At 71.0% G+C, this 20934-nt stretch carries 18 protein-coding genes and 1 tRNA gene; 6 read left to right on the top strand and 13 right to left on the bottom strand.

What is annotated here, in order from left to right:
- Positions 1–59 precede the first annotated feature (59 nt).
- Positions 60–626, top strand: coding sequence for a 2'-5' RNA ligase family protein (locus tag EDF50_RS06400; protein ID WP_123518729.1), 567 nt, complete (start codon positions 60–62; stop codon positions 624–626).
- Positions 627–638: 12 nt separating this feature from the next.
- On the opposite strand, the gene EDF50_RS06395 is transcribed toward EDF50_RS06400, so the two are convergent.
- Positions 639–1583, bottom strand: coding sequence for an aldo/keto reductase (locus EDF50_RS06395; RefSeq protein WP_123518728.1), 945 nt, complete (start codon positions 1581–1583; stop codon positions 639–641).
- Positions 1584–1715: 132 nt separating this feature from the next.
- On the opposite strand from EDF50_RS06395, the gene EDF50_RS06390 reads away from it, so the two are divergent.
- Positions 1716–3440, top strand: coding sequence for a glycoside hydrolase family 13 protein (locus tag EDF50_RS06390; RefSeq protein WP_123518727.1), 1725 nt, complete (start codon positions 1716–1718; stop codon positions 3438–3440).
- Positions 3441–3518: 78 nt separating this feature from the next.
- Here EDF50_RS06390 and EDF50_RS06385 read toward each other — a convergent pair whose 3' ends face one another.
- The 3 genes from EDF50_RS06385 to EDF50_RS06375 all read right to left on the bottom strand — a co-directional run bounded on the left by EDF50_RS06385 (position 3519) and on the right by EDF50_RS06375 (position 5924).
- Positions 3519–4655, bottom strand: coding sequence for a M23 family metallopeptidase (locus EDF50_RS06385; RefSeq protein WP_123518726.1), 1137 nt, complete (start codon positions 4653–4655; stop codon positions 3519–3521).
- Between the two features lie 298 nt (positions 4656–4953).
- Entirely contained in the window at positions 4954–5757 is an 804-nt protein-coding gene (locus tag EDF50_RS06380) for an inositol monophosphatase family protein (RefSeq protein ID WP_123518983.1), read from the bottom strand.
- Positions 5758–5842: 85 nt separating this feature from the next.
- Positions 5843–5924: transfer RNA gene (locus EDF50_RS06375), tRNA-Tyr, on the bottom strand.
- 344 nt (positions 5925–6268) lie between these two features.
- Here EDF50_RS06375 and EDF50_RS06365 point away from each other — a divergent pair.
- Positions 6269–7138: an endonuclease domain-containing protein gene (locus tag EDF50_RS06365; RefSeq protein WP_123518724.1), complete on the top strand. Its 870-nt coding sequence runs from the start codon at positions 6269–6271 to the stop codon at positions 7136–7138.
- Between the two features lie 240 nt (positions 7139–7378).
- Here the strand turns inward: EDF50_RS06365 and cls are convergent, their stop codons facing one another.
- From cls to ubiE, 5 genes are all read right to left on the bottom strand, one after another.
- Positions 7379–8845 (bottom strand): cardiolipin synthase, encoded by a 1467-nt coding sequence (gene cls / locus EDF50_RS06360; RefSeq protein WP_123518723.1) that lies wholly within the window; start codon positions 8843–8845, stop codon positions 7379–7381.
- 33 nt (positions 8846–8878) lie between these two features.
- Positions 8879–9367 carry a YajQ family cyclic di-GMP-binding protein gene (locus tag EDF50_RS06355; protein WP_055971279.1) on the bottom strand — a complete coding sequence of 163 codons (489 nt, stop codon included), beginning with the start codon at positions 9365–9367 and terminating at the stop codon, positions 8879–8881.
- A 105-nt stretch (positions 9368–9472) separates the two neighbouring features.
- Positions 9473–10855, bottom strand: coding sequence for an FAD-dependent oxidoreductase (locus tag EDF50_RS06350; RefSeq protein ID WP_123518722.1), 1383 nt, complete (start codon positions 10853–10855; stop codon positions 9473–9475).
- 90 nt (positions 10856–10945) lie between these two features.
- Positions 10946–12085, bottom strand: a complete 1140-nt coding sequence (locus EDF50_RS06345) for a polyprenyl synthetase family protein (RefSeq protein ID WP_199738677.1) — start codon at positions 12083–12085, stop codon at positions 10946–10948.
- Entirely contained in the window at positions 12082–12822 is a 741-nt protein-coding gene (gene ubiE, locus EDF50_RS06340; protein WP_233570378.1) for a bifunctional demethylmenaquinone methyltransferase/2-methoxy-6-polyprenyl-1,4-benzoquinol methylase UbiE, read from the bottom strand. Before ubiE ends, EDF50_RS06345 begins: the two co-directional genes overlap by 4 nt.
- Positions 12823–12874: 52 nt before the next feature.
- Between ubiE and EDF50_RS06335 the strand changes: the two genes are divergently transcribed.
- Both EDF50_RS06335 and EDF50_RS06330 read left to right on the top strand, forming a co-directional pair.
- Positions 12875–14107: an isochorismate synthase MenF gene (locus tag EDF50_RS06335; protein WP_199738657.1), complete on the top strand. Its 1233-nt coding sequence runs from the start codon at positions 12875–12877 to the stop codon at positions 14105–14107.
- Positions 14104–15507 (top strand): MFS transporter, encoded by a 1404-nt coding sequence (locus EDF50_RS06330; RefSeq protein ID WP_123518720.1) that lies wholly within the window; start codon positions 14104–14106, stop codon positions 15505–15507. Before EDF50_RS06335 ends, EDF50_RS06330 begins: the two co-directional genes overlap by 4 nt.
- A gap of 76 nt (positions 15508–15583) precedes the next feature.
- Here EDF50_RS06330 and EDF50_RS06325 read toward each other — a convergent pair whose 3' ends face one another.
- The 4 genes from EDF50_RS06325 to EDF50_RS06310 form a co-directional block, all read right to left on the bottom strand.
- Positions 15584–17242, bottom strand: coding sequence for a cell wall-binding repeat-containing protein (locus EDF50_RS06325; RefSeq protein WP_123518719.1), 1659 nt, complete (start codon positions 17240–17242; stop codon positions 15584–15586).
- Positions 17243–17404: 162 nt separating this feature from the next.
- Positions 17405–18256, bottom strand: coding sequence for a PPK2 family polyphosphate kinase (locus EDF50_RS06320; RefSeq protein ID WP_123518718.1), 852 nt, complete (start codon positions 18254–18256; stop codon positions 17405–17407).
- 52 nt (positions 18257–18308) lie between these two features.
- Complete coding sequence (gene menD / locus EDF50_RS06315) at positions 18309–20078, bottom strand: 2-succinyl-5-enolpyruvyl-6-hydroxy-3-cyclohexene-1-carboxylic-acid synthase (RefSeq protein ID WP_123518717.1); 1770 nt, start codon at positions 20076–20078, stop codon at positions 18309–18311.
- A complete protein-coding gene (locus EDF50_RS06310; RefSeq protein WP_123518716.1) occupies positions 20079–20438 on the bottom strand; it encodes a PLD nuclease N-terminal domain-containing protein in 360 nt (119 codons plus the stop codon).
- A gap of 177 nt (positions 20439–20615) precedes the next feature.
- On the opposite strand from EDF50_RS06310, the gene EDF50_RS06305 reads away from it, so the two are divergent.
- Complete coding sequence (locus EDF50_RS06305; RefSeq protein WP_123518980.1) at positions 20616–20909, top strand: DUF4229 domain-containing protein; 294 nt, start codon at positions 20616–20618, stop codon at positions 20907–20909.
- The last annotated feature ends 25 nt before the right edge of the window (positions 20910–20934 follow it).

Here is a 20934-nt window from a genome sequence, read left to right as displayed (position 1 = left end):
GGTGCTGACGCCACGCGACGACCCGGCCCGTCGGGCCCCGCCCAGGGCAGGATCGACGGGTGCACAGCCTCGAACTCCTGCTCGACCCGGCCTCGGACGCGGCCGTCCGTGACGAATGGCGCGTCCTGTCCGCGGCGGGTCTCCCGTCGCAGGGCGACCACGCCGGGACGTCGAACGCGCCTCACGTCACCCTGGTGGCACGACCGGGCCTCGACCCGGACGCCGACCCGCGCCTCCTGCCCCTGTCGGCGGCCCTGCCCCTGCCGGCCGAGCTCGGCGGGCTGTCGCTCTTCGGTGCCCCGCCGCGCGGGCTCGTGCTGGTGCGACCCGTGGTCGTGACGAGCGAGCTGCTGGCCCTGCACGCCCGTGTGCACGAGAGCCTGGGAGGCGCGGGAGACGTCCCGCACACCACCCCCGGTCGGTGGACCCCCCACGTGACGCTCGCGTCACGCCTCACGCCCGACCAGGTGGCGCGGGCCCTCGTCGCCCTCGCCGAGGCCGATGCCCCGGCGAGCCGTCCGGTCGTGCTGTCTCGGCTGCGGCGCTGGGACCCGAGCACGAAGACGATCGTTCCGCTGGGGCCCGGACCGCGGCGCACGGAACAGCCGGACGACGCCGGTCGCTGAGCTCGTCGCCCGTCAGTCGAGCGGGCGCGAGACGGCCTCGAGCGACGCCAGGTCGCCGTCGGTCAACTCGACCCGGGCGGCGTCGAGGAGACCCTCGAGCTGTCGCGGGGTGCGGGCGCTGCCCAGCGCCCCGATGACGTTGTCGCGCGAGGCCAGCCAGGCGACGGCGACGGCGCCCGGCTCGACGTCGAGCCGCTCGGCGATCTCGACGACGACCTCGAGGGTGCCCTGGTTCTGGGGGGTGACGTAACTGAGCGCCCGACTGCCCCGGGGGGAATCGCCCCGACCCGCCTCATGACGGTACTTGCCCGTGAGGAAACCGCTCGCCAGGGACGAGTGCGGCAGCACCGCGAGGCCGTAGTGGTCGACGATCGCCGCGACGTCGCCCTCGTACTCGCCCCGACGCACCAGGTTGTACGCGACCTGGACCACCCGGAACGGGTGCAGGCCGTCGCGGTCGGCGATGGCGAGGGCCTGGCGGAGGCGAGCCCCCGTGTAGTTGGACGCCCCGGCGCAGAGGATCTTGCCTTCGTCGACGAGCTCGCTGAGCGCGCCCACGGTCTCGTCGAGCGGCGTCTCGTCGTCGTCGAAGTGCGTGAAGTAGAAGTCCACGTGATCGGTGCGCAGCCGCCGCAGTGACGCCTCGACCGCGGTGCGGATGCTGGCGCGGGACAGGCCCGGCGCATCGGGATGCTGACCGCATTTGGTGCTCAGGACGACGCGGTCGCGATTGCCCGGCCGGGCGAGCCAGCGACCGATGATCGCCTCGGACTCGCCACCAGAGTTGCCCGGCAGCCACGCCGAGTAGACGTCGGCCGTGTCGACGACGCGACCGCCGTCGTCGGCGAAGAGGTCGAGCACCTCGAGGGCGGTGGGCGCTCCGACCGTCCAGCCGAAGACGTTGGTCCCGAGCGCGAGGGGGAACGGCCGGGTGCCGGCGGGCAGGTCGGCCGTCACGAGGTCGGTCGCAGGGTTCAGGGTCGTGCCAATCGTGTCGCGGGTGCTCGTACCCCCAGGAGCTCGCGCCCAGGGTGCTCTGACCAGAACCGTAGCCGATGCCGCGTCGGGGGCCTGCCGTATCGTGGCCCCATGTCCACACGAGATCCGGCCGAGACCGACACGCTGACCCCGACCGCCCCCCTCGAGGGCACCGCGACGACCGTCGGACGAGGCGGCGACTGGTGGCGCACCGCCGTCATCTACCAGGTCTACCCGCGCTCGTTCGCCGATCACGACGGCGACGGCGTCGGCGACCTGCCCGGCATCACCTCGCGTCTCGACGCCCTCGGCGAGCTCGGCGTCGACGCCGTCTGGCTGTCGCCCTTCTACACCTCGCCGCAGCGCGACGCGGGCTACGACGTCGCCGACTACCGCGACGTCGATCCGCTGTTCGGCACCCTGGCCGACTTCGACGCCCTGCGCGCCCGGGCCACCGAGCTGGGCCTCCGCGTCATCGTCGACGTCGTGCCGAACCACACCTCGAGCGACCACGCGTGGTTCCGCGAGGCCCTCGCCTCCGCCCCGGGGTCACCCGCTCGCGGTCGGTACCTCTTCCGTGACGGCCGCGGCCCGGACGGGGACCTTCCGCCGAACAACTGGCAGTCGATCTTCGGCGGCCCGGCCTGGTCGCGCGTCACCGAGGCCGACGGTCGACCGGGTCAGTGGTACCTGCACCTGTTCGACTCGTCCCAGCCCGACCTCGACTGGACGAACCGCCGCGTGCGCGACGAGTTCGTCGACGTGCTGCGCTTCTGGCTCGACCGTGGCGTCGACGGGTTCCGGGTCGACGTCGCCCACGGCATGATCAAGGCCGAGGGCCTTCCCGACTACACACCCCCCGCCGATTCCGGCAGCATGGGTGGCGGTCAGGGCGAGTCCGCTCCCCCGCCCTACTGGGGCCAAGAGGGCGTGCACGAGATCTACCGCGAATGGAACGCCGTTCTCGCCGGGTACCCGGGCGACCGGGTGCTCGTCGCCGAGGCCTGGGTCGAACCGCTCTCGCGTCTCGCCGACTGGGTGCGCCCCGACGAGATGCACCAGGCCTTCAACTTCGCCTACCTCGAGACCGGCTGGTCGGCGCCGGCCGTCCGGCAGGTCGTGGACGCCTCGATCGAGACCTTCTCGAGCGTCGGGGCGCCGAGCACCTGGGTGCTGAGCAATCACGACGTCGTCCGGCACGCCAGCCGCCTCGCCCTCACGGCCGAGAACCCGCAGGGGCACGGCATCGGCCCGGCGAGCGAGGGGCTTCCCGTCCCCGAGCTCGGCCTGGCGCGTGCCCGTGCCGCGTCCACGCTCATGCTCGCCTTGCCCGGCAGCGCCTACATCTACCAAGGCGAAGAACTGGGGCTGCCCGAAGCCATCGACCTGCCCGACGAGTCCCGCCAGGACCCCACGTGGTTCCGCACCGGCGGGGAGCGGTACGGCCGGGACGGCTGCCGCGTGCCGTTGCCCTGGTCCGCGACCGAGCCGGCCTTCGGGTTCAACGCGACCGGCGCCTCCTGGTTGCCTCAGCCCGCCGACTGGTCGACGTATGCCCGCGACGAACAGCGGGGCGTGGCGGGGTCGACGCTCGAGCTCTACACGCGCGCGCTGAGGCTCCGTGCCGACCACGAGCTCGGCGCGGGCACGCTGACCTGGCTCGACGGCTTCGGGCCCGACGTCGTGGCGTTCCGCAACCAGGGCGTCACGGTCGTGACCAACATGGGTGAGGTCCCCGTCGAACTGCCCGTGGCCGAGGTGCTGCTGGCCACGATGGTCGTCGACGGACCGGCACTGCCCCCCAACGCGACGGTCTGGCTCGCGGCCACGGCGTAGGCGGGCCGGACGGCAGAAGAGCCCCACCTGTCAGCAGGTGGGGCTCTTCTCGTGCGGACCGCGTACGCAGGCAGCCGCTCAGTTCGTGTTCGCCTCGAGCCAGGGGTAGGGGTCGACGGGAACGCCGCCGATCACGATCTCGAAGTGCAGGTGGGCACCGGTGCTGTTGCCCGTGCTGCCGACCTTGCCGATGATGGTGCCGACCGTGACGGTCTCGCCCTCACGGACCTCGACCGAGCCGGTCTGCATGTGCGCGTAGACGCTGGTGACCTTCTGGCCGTTGACGACGTGGTCGATCCATACGTTGTTGCCCAACGCGCCGGACGGACCGTCGACCTTGCTGACGACTCCGTCGGCGATGGACTGGATCGGCGACCCCGCACCGGGGACGAAGTCGAGACCCTGGTGGAACGTCGAGCAGAAGCCACAGTTGGCGACCTGGCGAGCGCCGAAGCCGCTGCTGATCGGGACACCGGTCTGGAACGGCCACTGGACCGTGCCGTCGACGTCGTTCGAGAACGTGCTGGCGCTCGTCGAGGCGTACTCGGAGACGGCCCTCATCTCGGTGACCGAGTAGCCGTCGCGTGCGATGCCGGCCGTACCGTCCGTCGTGGGCGCGGCGGCCGTGTAGCTCTGCGAGTCGGAGGCCTTCTTCGCGGCCGTCTGCGTGGGGGTGTCGACGAAGAAGGCGTTGGCGGGCACCGACGTGGCCACGAGCATCGACCCGGCGAAGAGCATGGCCCCGACGACGGTGACGCGCTTGGTGGTGCGACGGAACGTCGCTCCGGCGGTGCGAGGGGCGCCGGCCGAGGTCTCGCGACGCGGCGCGGGACGCTGCGTTCGGGCCGTCTTGACGCGACGCGCCTCGCCGGGACGAACACCGGACGCGGCGGTGAGTCGAGCAGCACGCCTCGGCGAGACGGGCTCGCTCGCCAGGGTCGCGGCCTCGGTCACGAGCACGGGCTCGGCGACGGCCGGAGCGACCGATGCGGCCGGCGATGCCGACACGGCGGGAGGCGTCGAGAGAGCGGACTCGGCGGCCGCGCGACGCTCGGCCTCGCGGGCTTCACGGCGTGTGAGGTAAACGGGTGCGTCGGCCACGACGGGAACGATAGGAGCGGCGCTCTGCGATCCGGTGCCCGTGAGTTCGTCGGTGGCGTGACGCGACGGGGTTCCGTCGCCGTCTGGCTCGGCGATCTGCTGGTACTTCGTCACGTGTGATGGGTCCTCGGGGTGCTCGGGATCAGACGGTGGGTGCACCGTCGTCTTCACGGCCGCCACTGGTGATCGTGACACGGTCTCGGCACAGGCCTTCGGGAGGAGCCGGCGAGGAGCGCGTCACTCGGTGATCACGGATCAGTAACGACCTCACAAGGGTAGCCGGTCGATGAACGAATGGCTACCCGCGTTCGGGTGTCACGGCGGACACGCCCGCTCGACACACGGCACGACGACACGGCACGACGACACGGGCGACGTGCCCGCGACGCGGCGCCCGGGGCGAGGTGCGCCGTCAGATCCCGGCCTCGAGCACCAGGGCGGCGAGGTCGTCGGCGATGGTCGGGGCCACGACGAAGGTCAGCGACTCGCTCGGGGCCTCGCCGAGCTCCCCCCGGACGACGGCGCCGGCCTCGGCGGCCACGAGGGCGCCGGCCGCGTGGTCCCAGGGCTTGAGCCCACGCTCGACGTAGGCGTCGACGCGCCCTGAGGCGACGGCGCAGAGGTCGAGCGAGGCGGCCCCCATGCGCCTCAGGTCGCGGACGCGCCCGACCACCCGGACCAGCGCCTCCGCGTGCTCGACGCGACGGGCCGCGCCGTACGAGAACCCGGTCGCGAGCAGGGACAGTTCGAGGGAGGCCGGCGCGTTCACCGAGAGGCGACGTCCGTTCAGCCACGCACCGCGATCCACCGACGCGGTGAACGTCTCACCCGACGTCGGGTTCGCGACGACCGCGGCGAGGGCCCGCCAGGTGAGCGGGTCGGGGCCACCCTCGACGACGGCGATGCTGACGGCCCACTGCGGGATGCCGTAGACGAAGTTGACGGTGCCGTCGATGGGGTCGACGACCCAGGTGAGACCCGTCGTCGAGTCGTCGGGGTCACCCTCTTCGCCGAAGAAGCCGTCACCGGGACGCAGCTCGGCCAGACGTCGACGCACGAACGTCTCGACCTCCCGGTCGGTGTGCGTCACGACGTCCACGGCACTGCTCTTCGTGTCGGCGACCTCGACCCCCTCGGCCCGACGACGAGCCGCCAGCTCGGCGGCCTCACGCGCGACACCCGCCGCGATCTCGAGCAACTCGGCGGGGGTGGGGATGGCGGGCACGGGTCCTCCTGGGGGTGAGGTGCCCGGTAACGCAAGAACGGACTCGACGAGCGAGTCCGTTCTTGAGGGGCAACCGTGGCAAGTGAGGGATTCGAACCCCCGAAGGCTACGCCGGCTGATTTACAGTCAGATCCCTTTGGCCGCTTGGGTAACTTGCCATGCACGCCCAGCCCGTGTGATCACCGACCGGAGGCACCAGTCAAATATACAGCCTCGCGAGCCCCCTCACGACCACACCCCGTCCCACCCCGCCCCACCGTGCAAATCGCGACAACCCGCGTCCGACACGCCGATGTTCGATGGTTCGACGAGCGGTTCCGCGACCCGGCGGTCGGGTTCGGCACCCCATGGGCGGCTCAGGAGGTCGGGTTCGGCCCGTGTCCGTCCCGCGACCCGGCGGACGCCGACCTTCGCCTCCCCCACACCGAGCTCGACGTCATGGGCTTCCACACCCAGTCGTCCGTCAACCCCCCGGTCGCGCCGTCATCACCACACTGCGGAGATGACTCGCATCGTCCCGGCCACCGTTCGGCGCCTCGGCTCGGTCGCCCATCGGCGTGAGCTGCTCGCGACCGGCCTGACGCGACGCCAGGTGGAGACCTCATGGCGCGCGGGCGAGATCGTCCGCATCCGGCATGGGCTGTACGGGCTCCTCGATCTGCCGGCCGACGTCATCCGGGCGGCACGGGTAGGAGGCGCGTTGGCAGGAGCCTCGTCGCTCGCGCACCGAGGCGCGTGGGTCCCACCGAGACCACGGCTGGTCGTCTCCGTCGACCACAATGCTCGCGACCTCAGGGACCCGGACGACGCCGGCGCCCGACTCGATCGCGACCGGGACGACGTGCTCGTCCTCCGTGACCTGTCGCGGTTCGACCGGCGGACGGAACGCTTGCTGGCGTCCCCCAGTAGAGCAGCGGCCCAGGTCCTGCTCCACGAACCGGCAGAGCATGCGGCCGCCATAGTCGACTCGGCTCTCCGACTCTCACCGATGCAGCGACCCGACCTCGACCAGGTATGCCATCTGCTGGCGACGAGACGCTCGGCCCGCGGACTCGTGACATCGATCGACGCGAGAGCGGAGTCCGGGACCGAGTCGATCGCGCGCCTCCTTCTGGCTCGTGACGGCATCCGAGCCGAGCCACAGGTATGGGTCGACGACCACACACGCGTCGACCTGCTCGTCGACGGCTGGTTCGTTCTCGAATGCGTGAGCAAGGAGCACCACTCCTCGCCGGCCGCATACGACCGTGATCGCGAACGGACCATCCGCATCACGGGTCTCGGCTTCGTGGTGCTCGAGGTGACGTACGCGCAGGTCCTCTTCGACTGGCCCTCGGTGCTCAAAGCCGTCCGAACGACGCTCGGTCGCTAGACGGGGATCTCTCTCCCCGCACCACGCGGCATGCCGTGCCGCCTGCCGTCCGCGGTCCGACGTCCGTCGCCCGCCGTCCGATCGGTGACGTGGCAGATCGGGCCGAGCCGAACCCGACCACACACGCCACGACAGGCGGGCCGAACCCGACAAAACCCAGCCGCCTGCCGCGTCGAACCACAACCTGTCGGCGTGTCACGACGAATTTGTCGCGATTTGCACACGGGGGCGGGACGGGCGCTACTGCACGGCGGAGGTCAGGCGGGCGACGTTGTCGAGCACCTTCGAGCGGAAGGGTCGGGCGAGCCAGTCGTCCAGGAACAGCTCGCGGCTCGAGTCGCGGTAGGTCTGCTCGACGTCGCGCAGCCGGTCGACGAACTCGCGACCACGGACCATGATCGATATCTCGAGGTTGAGGCTGAAGGATCGCATGTCCATGTTGCTCGAACCGATGACGGCGACCTCGTCGTCGATCGAGAAGTGCTTGGCGTGCAGCACCGTGGGCGAGCGGTAGAGGAAGATGCGGACCCCTGACCTCAGCAGGGCCTCGTAGTAGGACCGTTGCGCGTGGTAGACCACCGGCTGGTCACCGATCTCGCTGACGAAGAGCTGCACCTCGAGCCCCCGCTGGGCCGCCGTCGTGACGGCGTAGAGCATCGACTCGTCGGGCACGAAGTAAGGGCTCGTGATGATGATGCGCTCTTGTGCGCTGTAGAGCAGCGAGTTGAACAGCCGCAGGTTGTTCTCGCCGTCGAAGCCCGGCCCGCTCGGCACCACCTGGCAGTCGATCGTCTCGAGCCGGTCGGCCGTATGCACGGGGTCGGTCTCGCGCAGCAACAACTCGTCGGTCTCGCTGTACCAGTCGGTGACGAACAGGGCGTTGATGCCGGCGACGATCGGGCCCTCGAAACGGACCATGAAGTCCTTCCACTCGAGGCCACGTCGCCTGTTCTTGCGCTTCTGGTAGGTCTTGTCGACCATGTTCTGCGAGCCCGTGAAGGCCACGCGACCGTCGACCACGAGCAGCTTGCGGTGATTGCGCAGGTCGGGCCGCTGGTACTTGCCCCGCAACGGCAGCACGGGCAGCATGAGCTGCCACTGCACACCCATCGCGTCCAACCGGCGCCGTGCCTTGCGATAGCCCGGGTACCCCCGACTGGCGATGTGGTCCATCAGCACACGGACCGTCACACCCCGACGACGGGCGTTCTCGAGCGCCAGGAAGAACGGCTCGGTCGTCCGGTCGAGGCTCGTGATGTAGAACTCGGCGTGGACGTACCGATGGGCCCCGTCGACGGCCTCGACCATGGCCGCCATCGATTCGTCGTAGTCGGTGTGCATCTCGCCGGTGTTGCCGCCGACGAGGGGCATGGCACCGAGGGTGCGATTGAGTTCGACCACCGAGTCGAGCCAGGCCGGCCACGGGTGGTCACGCTTGACGCGCTCGATGCCCTCGGTCGTCTCGATGATGTACTTGTTGATCTCGCTCTGCTTCTCACGACGCCGGGCGGGCAGCTTGGTGCTGCCGATCAGCAGGAAGAGGACGAACCCGACGTACGGGATCAAGAAGATCGCGAGCAACCAGGCGGTGGCCGTCTGCGGCCGACGGTTGATCGGGACGTAGACGATCGCGAACACCCGGATCGCTATGTCGAGCACGATGCCGATCACGGCGATCGTCGGCGCGACCCACGCGGGTTCGACCATGGGCACTACCTCTGAGCCGTGAGCCGCGAGGGACTAGCGGAAGTTGACGAACTGCAGGTCGACGTCGAGGTCGGCCTTCTTCAACAGCGCCATGGTCGCCTGCAGGTCGTCACGGCTCTTGGACTGCACGCGGAGCTCGTCGCCCTGGATCTGGCTCTTGACGCTCTTGGGGGCCTCGTCGCGGATGATCTTGCCGATCTTCTTCGCCGCGTCCTGCTCGATGCCCTGCTTCAGCGACGCCTCGATGCGGTACTCCTTGCCGCTGGCGAACGGTTCGCCCACGTCGAGGTGTTTGAGGCTGATGCTGCGCTTGATGAACTTCGACTCGAGGACGTCGAGCACCGCTTTGACACGTTCTTCGGTGCCGGCCTTGAGCAACAGCTTCTCGCCGCTCCAGTCGACCGACGCGCCGACGCCCTTGAAGTCGTAGCGCTGCTCGATCTCTTTCTGCGCCTGATGGAGGGCGTTGTCCGCCTCCATCTTGTCGACCTTGCTGACCACGTCGAAGGAACTGTCTGCCATGACGACCACCTTACCGACGACCACCGCGGTCGGTGACGACAGCGCGCCTCCTCGGCTCCGACGTGGGCGGGAGCCGAGGAGGCGCGCTTCCGGTGACCGGGGAGGTCAGGCCGGCGTCGACTCCGCTTCGACGGCACGCGAGACGCGCACCATCTCGTCACGCTCGACGACCTTGACCCGGGCGCGCTCGTGCTCGTGCGAGCCACCGAGGGCGACCTCGTGCTCGTCGAGGCGGTGCCAGCCGTCGAGGTCGGTGTACTCGACGCCGCGCTGCTCGAGCAGGGCGGGGACGGCCTCGTCGGACGGGTCCTCGGGCTGCCACCAGCTGGCCTGGTCGTTGATGAGGTGCTTGACGGTCTCCATCGCATCGCTCTTGGTGTGCCCGATGAGGCCCACCGGCCCGCGCTTGATCCACCCGGTGGCGTAGACGCCGGGGACGATCTGGTTGTCGTCGTCCATCACCTGGCCCTCGTGGTTCGGGATGACGCCGCGACGCTCGTCGAAGGGGATGCCGTCGAGCGGCGAACCGAAGTAGCCGACCGCCCGGTAGATCGCCTGGATGGGGACGTCACGCAGTTCGCCCGTGCCCTCGACGCCACCCTGCCCGTCGGGACGGGTCCGCTCGTACCGGAAGGCCGCGACACGACCGTCGGCGTCGCCGACGACCTCGACGGGTCTGGCGTAGAAGTGCAGGTGCAGGCGGCGCGAGGCCGTGCCGACCTCGCGTTGACGCCACTGGTTCAGCACCTTGTCGATGACGAAGACCTGCTTGTTGGTCGCGATGGCCGTCTTGGACGCCTCGTCGTGGTCGAAGTCCTCGTCGTAGACGATCATGTCGACGTCGCGCACCTCGCCGAGTTCTCGCAGCTCGAGGGGCGTGAACTTGACCTGCGCCGGACCGCGGCGTCCGAAGACGTGCACGTCGGTGACGGACGACCGCTTGAGACCTTCGTAGACGTTGTCGGGGATCTCGGTGGGCAGCAGGTCGTCGGCGTGCTTCGCCAGGATGCGCGAGACGTCGAGCGCCACGTTGCCGACACCGACGACGGCGACCGACGACGCGTCGAGCGGCCAGGTGCGGGGGAAGTCCGGGTGACCGTCGAACCAACTGACGAAGTCGGCGGCGCCGTAGCTGCCCTCGAGGTCGATGCCGGGGATGTCGAGGTCGGCGTCCTTGATGGCGCCGGTCGAGAAGATCACCGCGTTGTAGTGCTTGCGCAGGTCGTCGAGGCCGATGTCGACGCCGTAGCGGACGTTGCCGAAGACCCGGATGTCGCCGCTGTCGAGCACGTCGCGCAGCGCGTTGACGATGCCCTTGATGCGCGGGTGGTCGGGGGCCACGCCGTACCGCACGAGACCGTAGGGGGCCGGCAGTTGCTCGAAGAGGTCGATCGAGACGTCGAAGGCCTTCTCGGCCTTCGCGAGGATGTCGGCGGCATAGATGCCGGCCGGTCCGGCGCCGACGATGGCCAGTCGCAAGGTGGTCACGGATTCTCCTAGATCTGGGGTGGCACGGCGGGGCCGGCCGGTTGGACGTTGGTGCTCGAGGTCGAGACGGACGAGGAGGCGCGGCGCCGGTCAGGCGGACCGCTCGACCACGCGGTCGGCGAAGCGCGTGAGCGCCTTCTTCACCGGCCCGTCGGGCAGCGGCGACAAGGCACCGAGGGCCTCTCGAGCCCAGCGATGGGCCTCTACCCGGGTGCGTTCGGTGACCTCGTGCTCGCGGACCCGCCGGACCAGGTCGGCGAACTCGTCGTCGAGATGGGCCGTCGCGTCGGCGAGCGGTGCCGACGAGGCGCCCTCGGCGGGCGGTTCGACGTCGACCCGCTGCGCGGCGGCCCGGGTGGCGTCCACGATGCGGTCGATCTCGGACAACAGGGACGATGCCTCGAGATCGGTCCGGGCCCGCTCGCGCAGGTACAGCACCGGGAGCGTGACGACGCCGGCCCGCAGGTCGGTGCCGGCCTTCTTGCCGGTCTCGGCAGGCTGGTCGGAGAGGTCGATGACGTCGTCGATCAGCTGGAAGGCGATGCCGATCTTCTCGCCGAACTCGGCGACGGGCGCGAGGTACTCGCGCGGGGCTCCGCTGAACATGACGCCGGCCCGGGCCGCCGTCGAGATGAGGGACCCCGTCTTGTCGGCGAGCACGTCGATGTAGTGCGCGATCGGGTCGTCGCCCTCGCGCGGGCCGACGGTCTCGTGCAGCTGCCCGAGGCAGAGGCGTTCGAAGGTCTCGGCCTGCAACAGGATGGCTTCTTGGCCGAGCCCCGAGACGATGGTGCTGGCGCGGGCGAACAGCAGGTCGCCCGCGAGGATCGCGACGTTGTTGCCCCACACGGTCTGGGCGCTCGGGACACCACGGCGCATCTGCGCCTCGTCCATGACGTCGTCGTGGTAGAGCGACGCGAGGTGGGTGATCTCGGTGGCCTGCGCCGATGCCACGATGCCGGGCGTCGCTCCGTCACCCAACTGGGCGATGAGCAGCGTCAAGGTCGGTCGGACGCGCTTGCCGCCGGCCGCGAGCAGGTAGCGCGTCGTGGCGTCGGCGATGTCGTCCGCGAAGGCGATCTCGCGCAGCAGCCCTTCTTCGACGAGCTCGAGCCCGTCGTCGACAGCGGCCACGAACCGACGCTCGGTCGGCGAGGCGAACAGCTTCTCGCCCAGACCGAGGGACCGCCCCAGGGAGTTGCGCTGGGCGGGAGGCGCCCCGGTGTTCACGAGGTCGCCCGCTTCGACCGCGAGGAGGCGCGCGCGGCACCCTGGGCCGGCTTGCGACCGCGGTGCAGGGCGACGATGCCCAGGCTGAGGTTGCGGTGGGCGACCCGGGTGAAGCCGGCGCCGCGGATCCATTGACTGAGGACCTGCTGCTCGGGCCACTGCTCGATGGATTCGGCGAGGTACGAATAAGCCGGACCGTTGCTGCTGGTGAGCTTCGCGATGAGGGGCATGCCGTACGTCAGGTAGGCCCGGTAGGCAGCTCGCAGCAGGCCGAACGGCGGCGTCGAGAACTCGCAGACGACGAGCCGACCGCCGGGCTTGAGCACGCGGTTCATCTCGGCGAGCGCGACCTTCGGCCGGTTGACGTTGCGCAGGCCGAACGAGATGGTGACGGCGTCGAACGTGTCGTCGTCGAAGGGCAGCGATTCGGCGTTGCCCTCGACGAACTCGAGCTCTGGGTGACGTTCGCGCCCGACCTCGACCATGCCCTTCGAGAAGTCGAGCGCCACGACCTCGGCACCTCGCTGGGCGATGGCCGCCGAGCTCGTTCCCGTGCCGGCCGCGATGTCGAGGACCTTGTCCGCCGGACCGGCCCCGATCGCCTTGACGGTGGCGATGCGCCACAGGACGGCGTTACCCGCCGAGAGCACGTCGTTCGTGCGATCGTAGTGGCGCGCGACGCCGTCGAACATCGAGGCGACCTCGTCGGGTTGCTTGTTCATGTCGGCCTTGGTCACGATGGTGGATCCTACCGTCAAGCACTGGAGGTGTCCCGAGTAGGGTCGACTGGTGAACTCCCCCGCGTTCAGCGCTCCGTCCCTCGCCGTCCGCACCACTCGCATCGACCACGTCAGCCCCCTGCTGGACGTCGTCGACCGGGCCCGTCCGGTGGTCTTCGTCCGCGGCGGGGCGGGCATGGCGGGTGTCGGCGAGGCCCTCCGTCTCGAGTTCTCCGGACCCGGCCGCATGACGGAGGCGGCCGACGCCTGGCGGGCCGTCGCGGCAGCTGCCACGGTGCACGACGAGGTCGGCGTACCCGGCACCGGCCTGGTCGCGTTCGGCTCGTTCGCGTTCGACGACGAGTCCGCCGAGAAGAGCGTGCTGATCGTCCCGAGCATCGTCATCGGGCGGCGCGACGGTGTCGCCTGGATCACGCGGGTCGACGGGGCCGAACTGCCCGCGGGGAAGCCGGTCGGCGCCTCCGTCCGCCTCTCGCTGGTGGACGGCGCCCTCGGCGCCGACGGCTACGCGCGGGCCGTGGCCGGGGCCGTGCAGGCCATCGAGGACGGACGCGTGAGCAAGGTCGTCCTGGCGCGCGACCTCGTGGGCAGGTTGCCGGCCGAGGCCGACCTGCGGCTCGTCGCCGCCACCCTGTTGACCGCCTACCCCGACTGCTACGCCTTCGCCGTCGACGGGTTGATCGGGGCCAGCCCCGAGACGCTCGTCAAGTCCGAACGCGGCGAGGTGTCGGCCCGGGTGCTGGCCGGCAGCGCGGCCCGCGGCGTCGACGCGACGACCGACGAGCAGGCAGCCCTCGCCCTGGCGACCTCGCCGAAGGACCTCGACGAACACGCCTTCGCGCTGCGCAGCCTGCTGATCTCCCTCGGGCCCCATGCCCGCGACGTCGTGACCGGCGAACAGCCCTTCACCCTGCGCCTCCCGAACCTCTGGCACCTGGCGAGCGACGTGCGGGGTCGGCTCACGGACGGCTCGAGTTCGCTCGACCTGATCGCGTCGCTGCATCCGACCGCGGCCGTGGCCGGCACCCCGACGCAGGAGGCGCTGGCCCTGATCCGAGAGCTCGAACCGTTCGACCGCGGTCGCTACGCGGGTCCCGTGGGCTGGGTCGGTGCCGACGGCGACGGCGAGTGGGCGATCGCCCTGCGCTGCGCCCAGGTGGACCGGGACGGTTCCGTGCGCGCGTTCGCGGGGGCCGGCGTCGTCGCCGAGTCCGTCCCCGAGCGGGAGGTGGCCGAGACGGCGATGAAGTTCCGCCCCGTGGTCGACGCCTTCAGCCGATGACCGCCCCCGCGACGACGTGGTCGCGTCCGGTGGCCCTCGTCGTGGCGGCGGCGTTCTTCATGGAGAACCTCGACGCGACCATCCTCTCGACGGCCACCGCCACGATCGCGGGCGACTTCGAGGTCCAGCCTGCACAGCTCGGGCTGGCCGTGACCGGCTACCTGGTGGCCGTCGCGGCCTTCATCCCGTTGGGGGCCTGGCTCGCCGAGCGGTGGGGTGCGCGGCGGGTGTTCCTCGCGGCGGTGGTGCTGTTCGTCCTCGCCTCGGTGGCCTGTGCCGCGAGCACCGACCTGGTCGCCCTGACGACCTCCCGGGTCGTGCAGGGCTTCGCGGGCAGCATGATGGTGCCCATCGGCCGGCTGATCGTCCTGCGCAGCACCGAGAGGTCCGAGCTGATCCGGGCCATCGCCTACCTCACGTGGCCAGCGCTCGTGGCCCCCGTCGTCGCGCCGTTGCTCGGCGGACTGCTCACCGAGCACCTCGGCTGGCAGTGGGTGTTCCTGGTCAACGTCCCGGTCGGCCTCGCGCTGCTCGTCGTCGCCTGGCGGGTCGTCCCCTCCCCCGAGATCGGCGACCGCCGCCCGCTCGACCTGATCGGCCTGGGGCTCGTCGCCGGCTCGATCGTGGCACTGGTCCTAGCGTTCGAGCTACTCGGCGAACCCGCGACGCTCGTGGCCGGCGTCCTGCTGCTCGTCGCCGCGGTCGTGCTGGGGCTCGTCGCGGTGCGGTGGTTCCGCCGGGCGGCGCACCCCCTGCTCGACCTCGCGGCGTTCCGCATCGGGTCGTTCCGCGTGACGAACCTCAGCGGCTCGCTCTACCGCGCCGTCGTGAACGGCATCCCCTTCGTGGTCCCGCTGCTGCTGCAGGACGGCTTCGGCTGGTCTCCCGTCCAGGCGGGTCTGATGCTCATGTGGGTGTTCGTCGGCAACCTGGCCGTCAAACCGTTCACGACGCCCCTCCTGAAGCGGTTCCGCGTCGTCCCGATCATCGTCGTCGCGACGGTGGCCCTCGCGGCGACCTTCGTCGCGGCCTCGCTCGTCGGCCCCGACACCTCTCCGGTCGTCGTGGCGGGTGTGCTGCTGCTCAGCGGTGTCTTCCGTTCCGTCGGCTTCACGGCCTACAACACGCTGCAGTTCGCCGACGTGCCGGCCGAGATGATCGGACCTGCCAACGCCATCGCGTCCATCACGAGCCAGCTCGCCGTCGGACTCGGCGTCGCCGTGACGGCGCTGGCCGTCCGCGTGGCCGACCTCGTGGCCTCGAGCGACGGCCCGGCACCCGCGGCGTCCGGGTACCAGGCCGCGCTGATGGTGCTGGCCGTGCTGGCCCTGCTCAGCCTGGTCGAGGGGCTGCGGCTGCCCAAGGGGACCGGCGAGGCGTTGCGGGCCCGCGCCTCCTAGGGGCTGCTTCGGCAGCGGCGGCCGGAGGTCGGCTCGCTCGTGGCACCGGACGACGGGCGGGGACGCTGCCGGGTCGTCACCCGCAAGGGGTCGAGAAGCCCTCCACACCGGTGCCGAGCGAGGCGTCGCCACCCACGAGCACGAGGTCGAGGGCCTCGCCGTCGAGGACGGCGCGGCGGACGCCCTCTGGCACGCAGGACCGTTCGCTGAGATAGAGCGGCGCCCCGACCCGGGCCGCCGCGGCCCCGGCCACGAGGGCGTCCGCGAACCCGCGCCCGCTCGCGACGAAGGCCGTCTCCGATGCCGGGAGTTCGGCGTTCAGCGCGACGGACGTGGCGAACCGGTCCGGTCCCGAGATCCGTCCACCGGCCCGTGAGATCGCGATCAGCGAGTTCTCGACGCCGCGGTCGACGACCTGCAGACCACCCACGATGATGGCCGGGGGCGCGCCCAGCGCGACCACGAGCTCGGCCGTCGCCGTGTCGACGTCTCCGGCCAGCCCTCGCACCAGCACGACCGGGCCCCCGTGTCGTGCTGCTGCCGGGCCCGCGGACAACGCGTCGGGGAAACTCGCCCCGGTCGCGAAGTAGGCGCGATCGGCGCCGTCGGGGAAAGCTTCACGGGCCACGAGCCGAGACGTCTCGTAGCGATCGGCACCCGCGATCCGCTCGATGGACGGCTGCATCGACTCCAGCGCCTCGAAGACGGAAGCCGAGACGGCTGCCTCGCCCCCCACCACGACGATGCGGTCGGGTGACAGCCTCGTGATCTCGTCCCGAACGACCTCGGGGATGCCGTCGCGGTCGACCAGCAGCAGAGCACCGTCCTGTCGAGCGGCCGCAGGGCCTGCGCTGAGGGCGTCCGGGAAGTCCCTGCCACTGGCGATGTAGAGCACCGGCACCTCCGGCGCGACCCCGGCGGAGTCCGGGAACCCCCATCGCGACGAGAGGGATGCTGCACTCGTGCCGAAACGGTCCGCGCCGGCGATGCGGTGTGATGCCAGTGACCGGTCCGGCAGGACGACGTCGAGGCCGGTGAAGGACTTGCCGGGCGTGACGACCAGGTCGAGAGCCCCGCTGGATCGCAGGGCGGACGGCCAGTAGACGATGTCGCGGGTCCGTGGCGACGAGCTGTCGTCCTCGAACTTCAGACGGTACGTTCCGCTGGGCAGATACCCGATGGACCATGCTCCGGGCCAGGTCGCGTATGCGTCTTCATGGTGACGGAACGTCCCGGTCGCGGCGTCCTTCACCAGGACTTCGATGTGAGCGGAGCCCACCGGGGTGACGACCCCGTCGACGAGCGCGCTGACCGTGCCCGAGAACGTGCCGGCGAGGGCCAGCACCAGATCCGGCGCGACCGTGTCGGAGTCGGGCGTCGGCACGGTGACCTCGACCCTCACGTTTCGCACGTAGATCGAGGGATATCGAAGGGCGAAGTAGACGTTGTACCTGCCGGGACCGAGTCCCGAGAAGGTGTAAGTACCATCCGGCCGGAACTCGACGGCGGCGGCCAGAGCATGTCCCGACGTCGGCACCAGCAGGTGAAGGGTGCCGGAGGTCACGGGGATGACGCCGCCGTCGGCGGTCTGGCCCAGGACACGACCCGAGATCGTCGAGGCTGCTGGCGCGTCGGCCCGGGCATCGGAAGGGGTGCCCACGACCAGACCGACCAGGGTCAGGGCCATCACCGCCGCGAGGGCGGATACAACAGAGCGGCGGCGTGTCGAGAGCATGAGTCATTGTCATGGGCTGACGTCGTCAGGGACAACTGCCTGTGCCCCGAACCGAAGAGTTCGGATGCCCTCGCCGTACCCGGGAGTCACGAGATCTCGCCTCCGGATGCCCGAAATTGTCCCCCGGGGCGCGCCGCCACGGTCGACGAGGCCGTGCCACCCCTACGACGTGGCGAGCTTGGTCTTCTCGAGCTCGACGTCGTACTGCGCGGCGGGCCAGTCGAGCCCCCGCGACGAGAGGGCGTCGATCAGCAGCTTCTGGACGGCTACCCGGGCGTACCACTTGCGGTCGGCCGGGACGACGAACCACGGGGCCGTCTCGGTCGAGGTGCGACGGATCGCCGTCTCGTAGGCGTCCTGGTAGTCGTCCCAGACGAGACGTTCCTCGAGATCGCCGGGGTTGTACTTCCAGTGCTTGTCGGGACGGTCGAGCCGGTCGGCGAGACGCTCCTTCTGCTCGTCGGACGAGATGTGCAGCATCACCTTGACGAGGGTGGTGCCGTTCGCGACGAGCTCGTCCTCGAACGCGACGATGTCGGCGTACCGCTGTTCGATCTCCTCGGGCGGCGCGAGGCGACGCACCTTGCCGATCAGCACGTCCTCGTAGTGCGACCGGTCGAAGACCCCGATCATGCCGGGGCCGGGCAGCTCGCGCCGCACCCGCCAGAGGAAGTCGTGCGCCAGCTCGTCGGGGGTCGGCGCCTTGAACGCGTGATGCGCGACGCCCTGCGGGTCGACGGCACCCACGACGTGCCGGACGATGCCGCCCTTGCCGGCGGTGTCCATCGCCTGCAGGACGAGCAGGACGTTGCCGGTGCTGCCCCCGCTGCGACTCTGCGCGAACAGCTTCTCCTGCAGTTCGCCCAGGGTCTCGCGACCCGATTCGAGCGCCTGCTGCGCGTAGGCTTTGTCGCCCGGGAACCCCGGGGTCGAGGAGGTGTCGACGCCGGTGAGCACGAAGCCCTCACCGGCGCGGAGGGTCTGGGAGGGCGGGGTAGTCCACGTCTTGGCCATGCCCCGACCCTACGGCCGGGCGCTGTGCTCCGTACCCCCGTGGGGCGGACGGTCAGCGAGTGAGAGGCACCTCGATCAGCACCGGGCCGTCGTACCGGGCCACGAGGGCCTGGTCGAGCTCCGAGCGTGTGGCCGCCTCGACGTGCTGCCAGCCGTAGGCCCGGGCGAGGGCCGAGAGGTCGACCTCGTGCGGGGTGAACTGGACGCGCGTCATCGCCTCGGGGGATGCCGTCGCCGCGACCTCGAGCCCGTCGAAGATGGTCCCGCCGCCGTCGTTGCCCACGACCACCTGCAGCCGCGGCCGGGTCTCGCCGAGACCCAGGAGCATCGAACCGACGTCGTGCAGCATCGTCAGGTCGCCGACGAGCACACGGGTCGTGCCCGCTGCGGGGTCGTCCCGCTGGCTGGCCAGCGCGATGCCGGTCGCGGTCGCGATCGTGCCGTCGATCCCGGCCAGACCCCGGTTGGCGTGCACGGGGATCTTCTTGCCCGACACGAGCTGGTCGAGCTCGCGGATGAGTCTCGACGCGCCGAGGACGAGACGGTCGTGCGGCCAGCTCACCCGCCAGAGGGCCTCGGCGAGGGCCCGGCGCGTGACCGGCCGCCGCAACAGCTGCACCTCACGACGCAGGAACTCGGCCTGCACGGCCGCCGCGGTCAGGTCGGTCGCACCGTCGCGCGTCTCGTCGTCGCCACCCGTGGTGCCGCCGGCGCCCGGCCGTGCAGCGCCCGCCTCGGCCTCGGCCTCGGCTTCGAGCAGCCGGCGGCCGGTGTGCACCCACCGACCCACCCACGCACGATGAGCGGCGTCGTCGGTCGAACCGGACCCCGTGGAGGCGCGGGCCACCTCGACGGCCTCGACCACGCGCGCCGAGCGGCCCGGGTCGTAGGCCTCCGCACCCGCGGCGCGGACGACGACGACCTCGACCCCGTCGCGGACGAGCAGCGCCGGGATCTGACGGCTGAGCGTCGGATGCCCGAAGACCACCACCCGACGCACCCGACCGCCGAAGTCGGCGTCGTCGAGCAGGGCACGGTACGAGGGCACGAGGTGGGGCCCGAAACGGGCACCGCTCGACACCTCGGCCACGAGCGGGGCCCCGAGGGCGCGGGCCACGGCCTCGGCCCGTGGACCGGCCGCGTGTCCGGCGACGACGAGGGTGGCCGGGTCGACGTCGACCTCGAGGGCGGTCGGCGACTCACCAGATGGGATCTCGACCGGCTCGGGGCGGGCGGCGGGCAGCGACTGCTCGCCCGACGACAGGGGCTCGCGGAAGGCGATGTTGAGCTGGACCGGCCCACGCGAGCGCGTGAGAGGACCGTGGGAGTCACCGCCGAGGGCCTCGGCGACCGCGTCGCGGGCGAGGGCGCGGACGGCATCGTGGTCGACCGGGCCTGAACGCGGCGCCTCGACGTCGCGCACCCACCCGACGGCGCTCGCGAAGAGCCCCGGTTGCACCGTGGTCTGGTTCGACCCGATCCCGCGCATCTCGAGTGGACGGTCGGCGCTCAGCACGATGAGCGGCACCCCCGAGTGGTGTGCCTCGAGCACGGCCGGGTGGAGGTTCGCCACGGCGGTGCCCGACGTGGTGATCACGACGCTCGGGACCCCCGTCTCGGCGGCCAGACCCAGGGCGAGGAACCCGCCGGAACGCTCGTCGATGCGGACGTGGACCGACAGCCGACCGGCTGCCTCGAACTCGGCCGCGGCGAGGGCCAGCGCCTGGCTACGGGAGCCGGGGCTGAGGACGACGTCGCGGACACCCGCGTCGGCGAGGGACGCGAGCAGCGACAGGGCGTACTCGGTCGCGCGACTGGTCACTTACTGCGTGCCGGTCTTGTCGTCGTTGTCGAGGTCGAGCAGCTCTTGCTCGAGTCGACGGATGCGCTCGTCGGTGGTCTCTTGATCGAGGTCGCTCGTCGTGCGCCAGGACGACCCCGAGAACTCGGGATCGTCGTCGGGGGCGATGGTGCGCGTCGCAGCCGGGCGACCGCTCTTGCGGGCCCGCCCGAGCATGAACCACAACACGGCCCCGATCACGGGGAGGAGGACGATGATGACGGCCCACAGCGGCTTGTTCAGGGCCCGGAACCGCGAGGCGTCGGCGAACAGGCAATCGATGAGCGCGAAGATGACGAACGCCGCCGCGGCGACGATGCCCACGATGAAGAGCCTGACCATGCCCCGAGCCTAGTTCTCGATCCGGTGCAACGCCTGATGGTCGGTCGTCCGTCGCGGAGCCGTGACGTCCGGTGCCCGGTGGCGCCGCACCGCGCCTCCTCGGCCCGGCGGGCCCCGTCGGTCGCGGTCGCACACCGCTCGGCGGCCGCACACCTCGCGGACCGTAGACTCCACGTCGTGAAACCCTGGCTCAAGTACTCGATCGTCCGCCTCGGCCTGTTCGCCGTCGTGCTGGGCGTCCTGCTCGTGCTGCGGTTGGACCCGTTCTGGGCCACGGTGATCGCCGCCGTCGTCGGCTTCTGTGTCTCGTACCTGTTCTTCGCCCCGCTGCGGCGCCGGGTCGCCCTCGACCTCGCCGACCGTCGGTCGCGGCCCGCCAAGCTCGACGACGACTCGGTCGCCGAGGACGAGGCGATCGCCGACGACGAGACCGACGCCGACCGGGCACGCGGCGCCGGGGGCTCGGCCTGACCGCCTGACGCTCGAGCCCGGGTGA

This window comes from Frigoribacterium sp. PhB24, assembly GCF_003755185.1.
Lineage (GTDB): Bacteria > Actinomycetota > Actinomycetes > Actinomycetales > Microbacteriaceae > Frigoribacterium.
Note: the sequence above shows the minus strand (reverse complement) of the source record. Positions and strands in the feature narration are given on the sequence as shown.

Coding starts and splice junctions, on each gene's coding strand:
- EDF50_RS06330 (WP_123518720.1), top strand. CDS start 14,104: ATGACCGCCCCCGCGACGACGTGGTCGCGTCCGGTGGCCCTCGTCGTG.
- cls (WP_123518723.1), bottom strand. CDS start 8,845: ATGGTCGAACCCGCGTGGGTCGCGCCGACGATCGCCGTGATCGGCATC.
- EDF50_RS06310 (WP_123518716.1), bottom strand. CDS start 20,438: ATGGTCAGGCTCTTCATCGTGGGCATCGTCGCCGCGGCGGCGTTCGTC.
- EDF50_RS06320 (WP_123518718.1), bottom strand. CDS start 18,256: ATGGCCAAGACGTGGACTACCCCGCCCTCCCAGACCCTCCGCGCCGGT.
- EDF50_RS06355 (WP_055971279.1), bottom strand. CDS start 9,367: ATGGCAGACAGTTCCTTCGACGTGGTCAGCAAGGTCGACAAGATGGAG.
- EDF50_RS06390 (WP_123518727.1), top strand. CDS start 1,716: ATGTCCACACGAGATCCGGCCGAGACCGACACGCTGACCCCGACCGCC.
- EDF50_RS06365 (WP_123518724.1), top strand. CDS start 6,269: ATGACTCGCATCGTCCCGGCCACCGTTCGGCGCCTCGGCTCGGTCGCC.
- EDF50_RS06325 (WP_123518719.1), bottom strand. CDS start 17,242: ATGCTCTCGACACGCCGCCGCTCTGTTGTATCCGCCCTCGCGGCGGTG.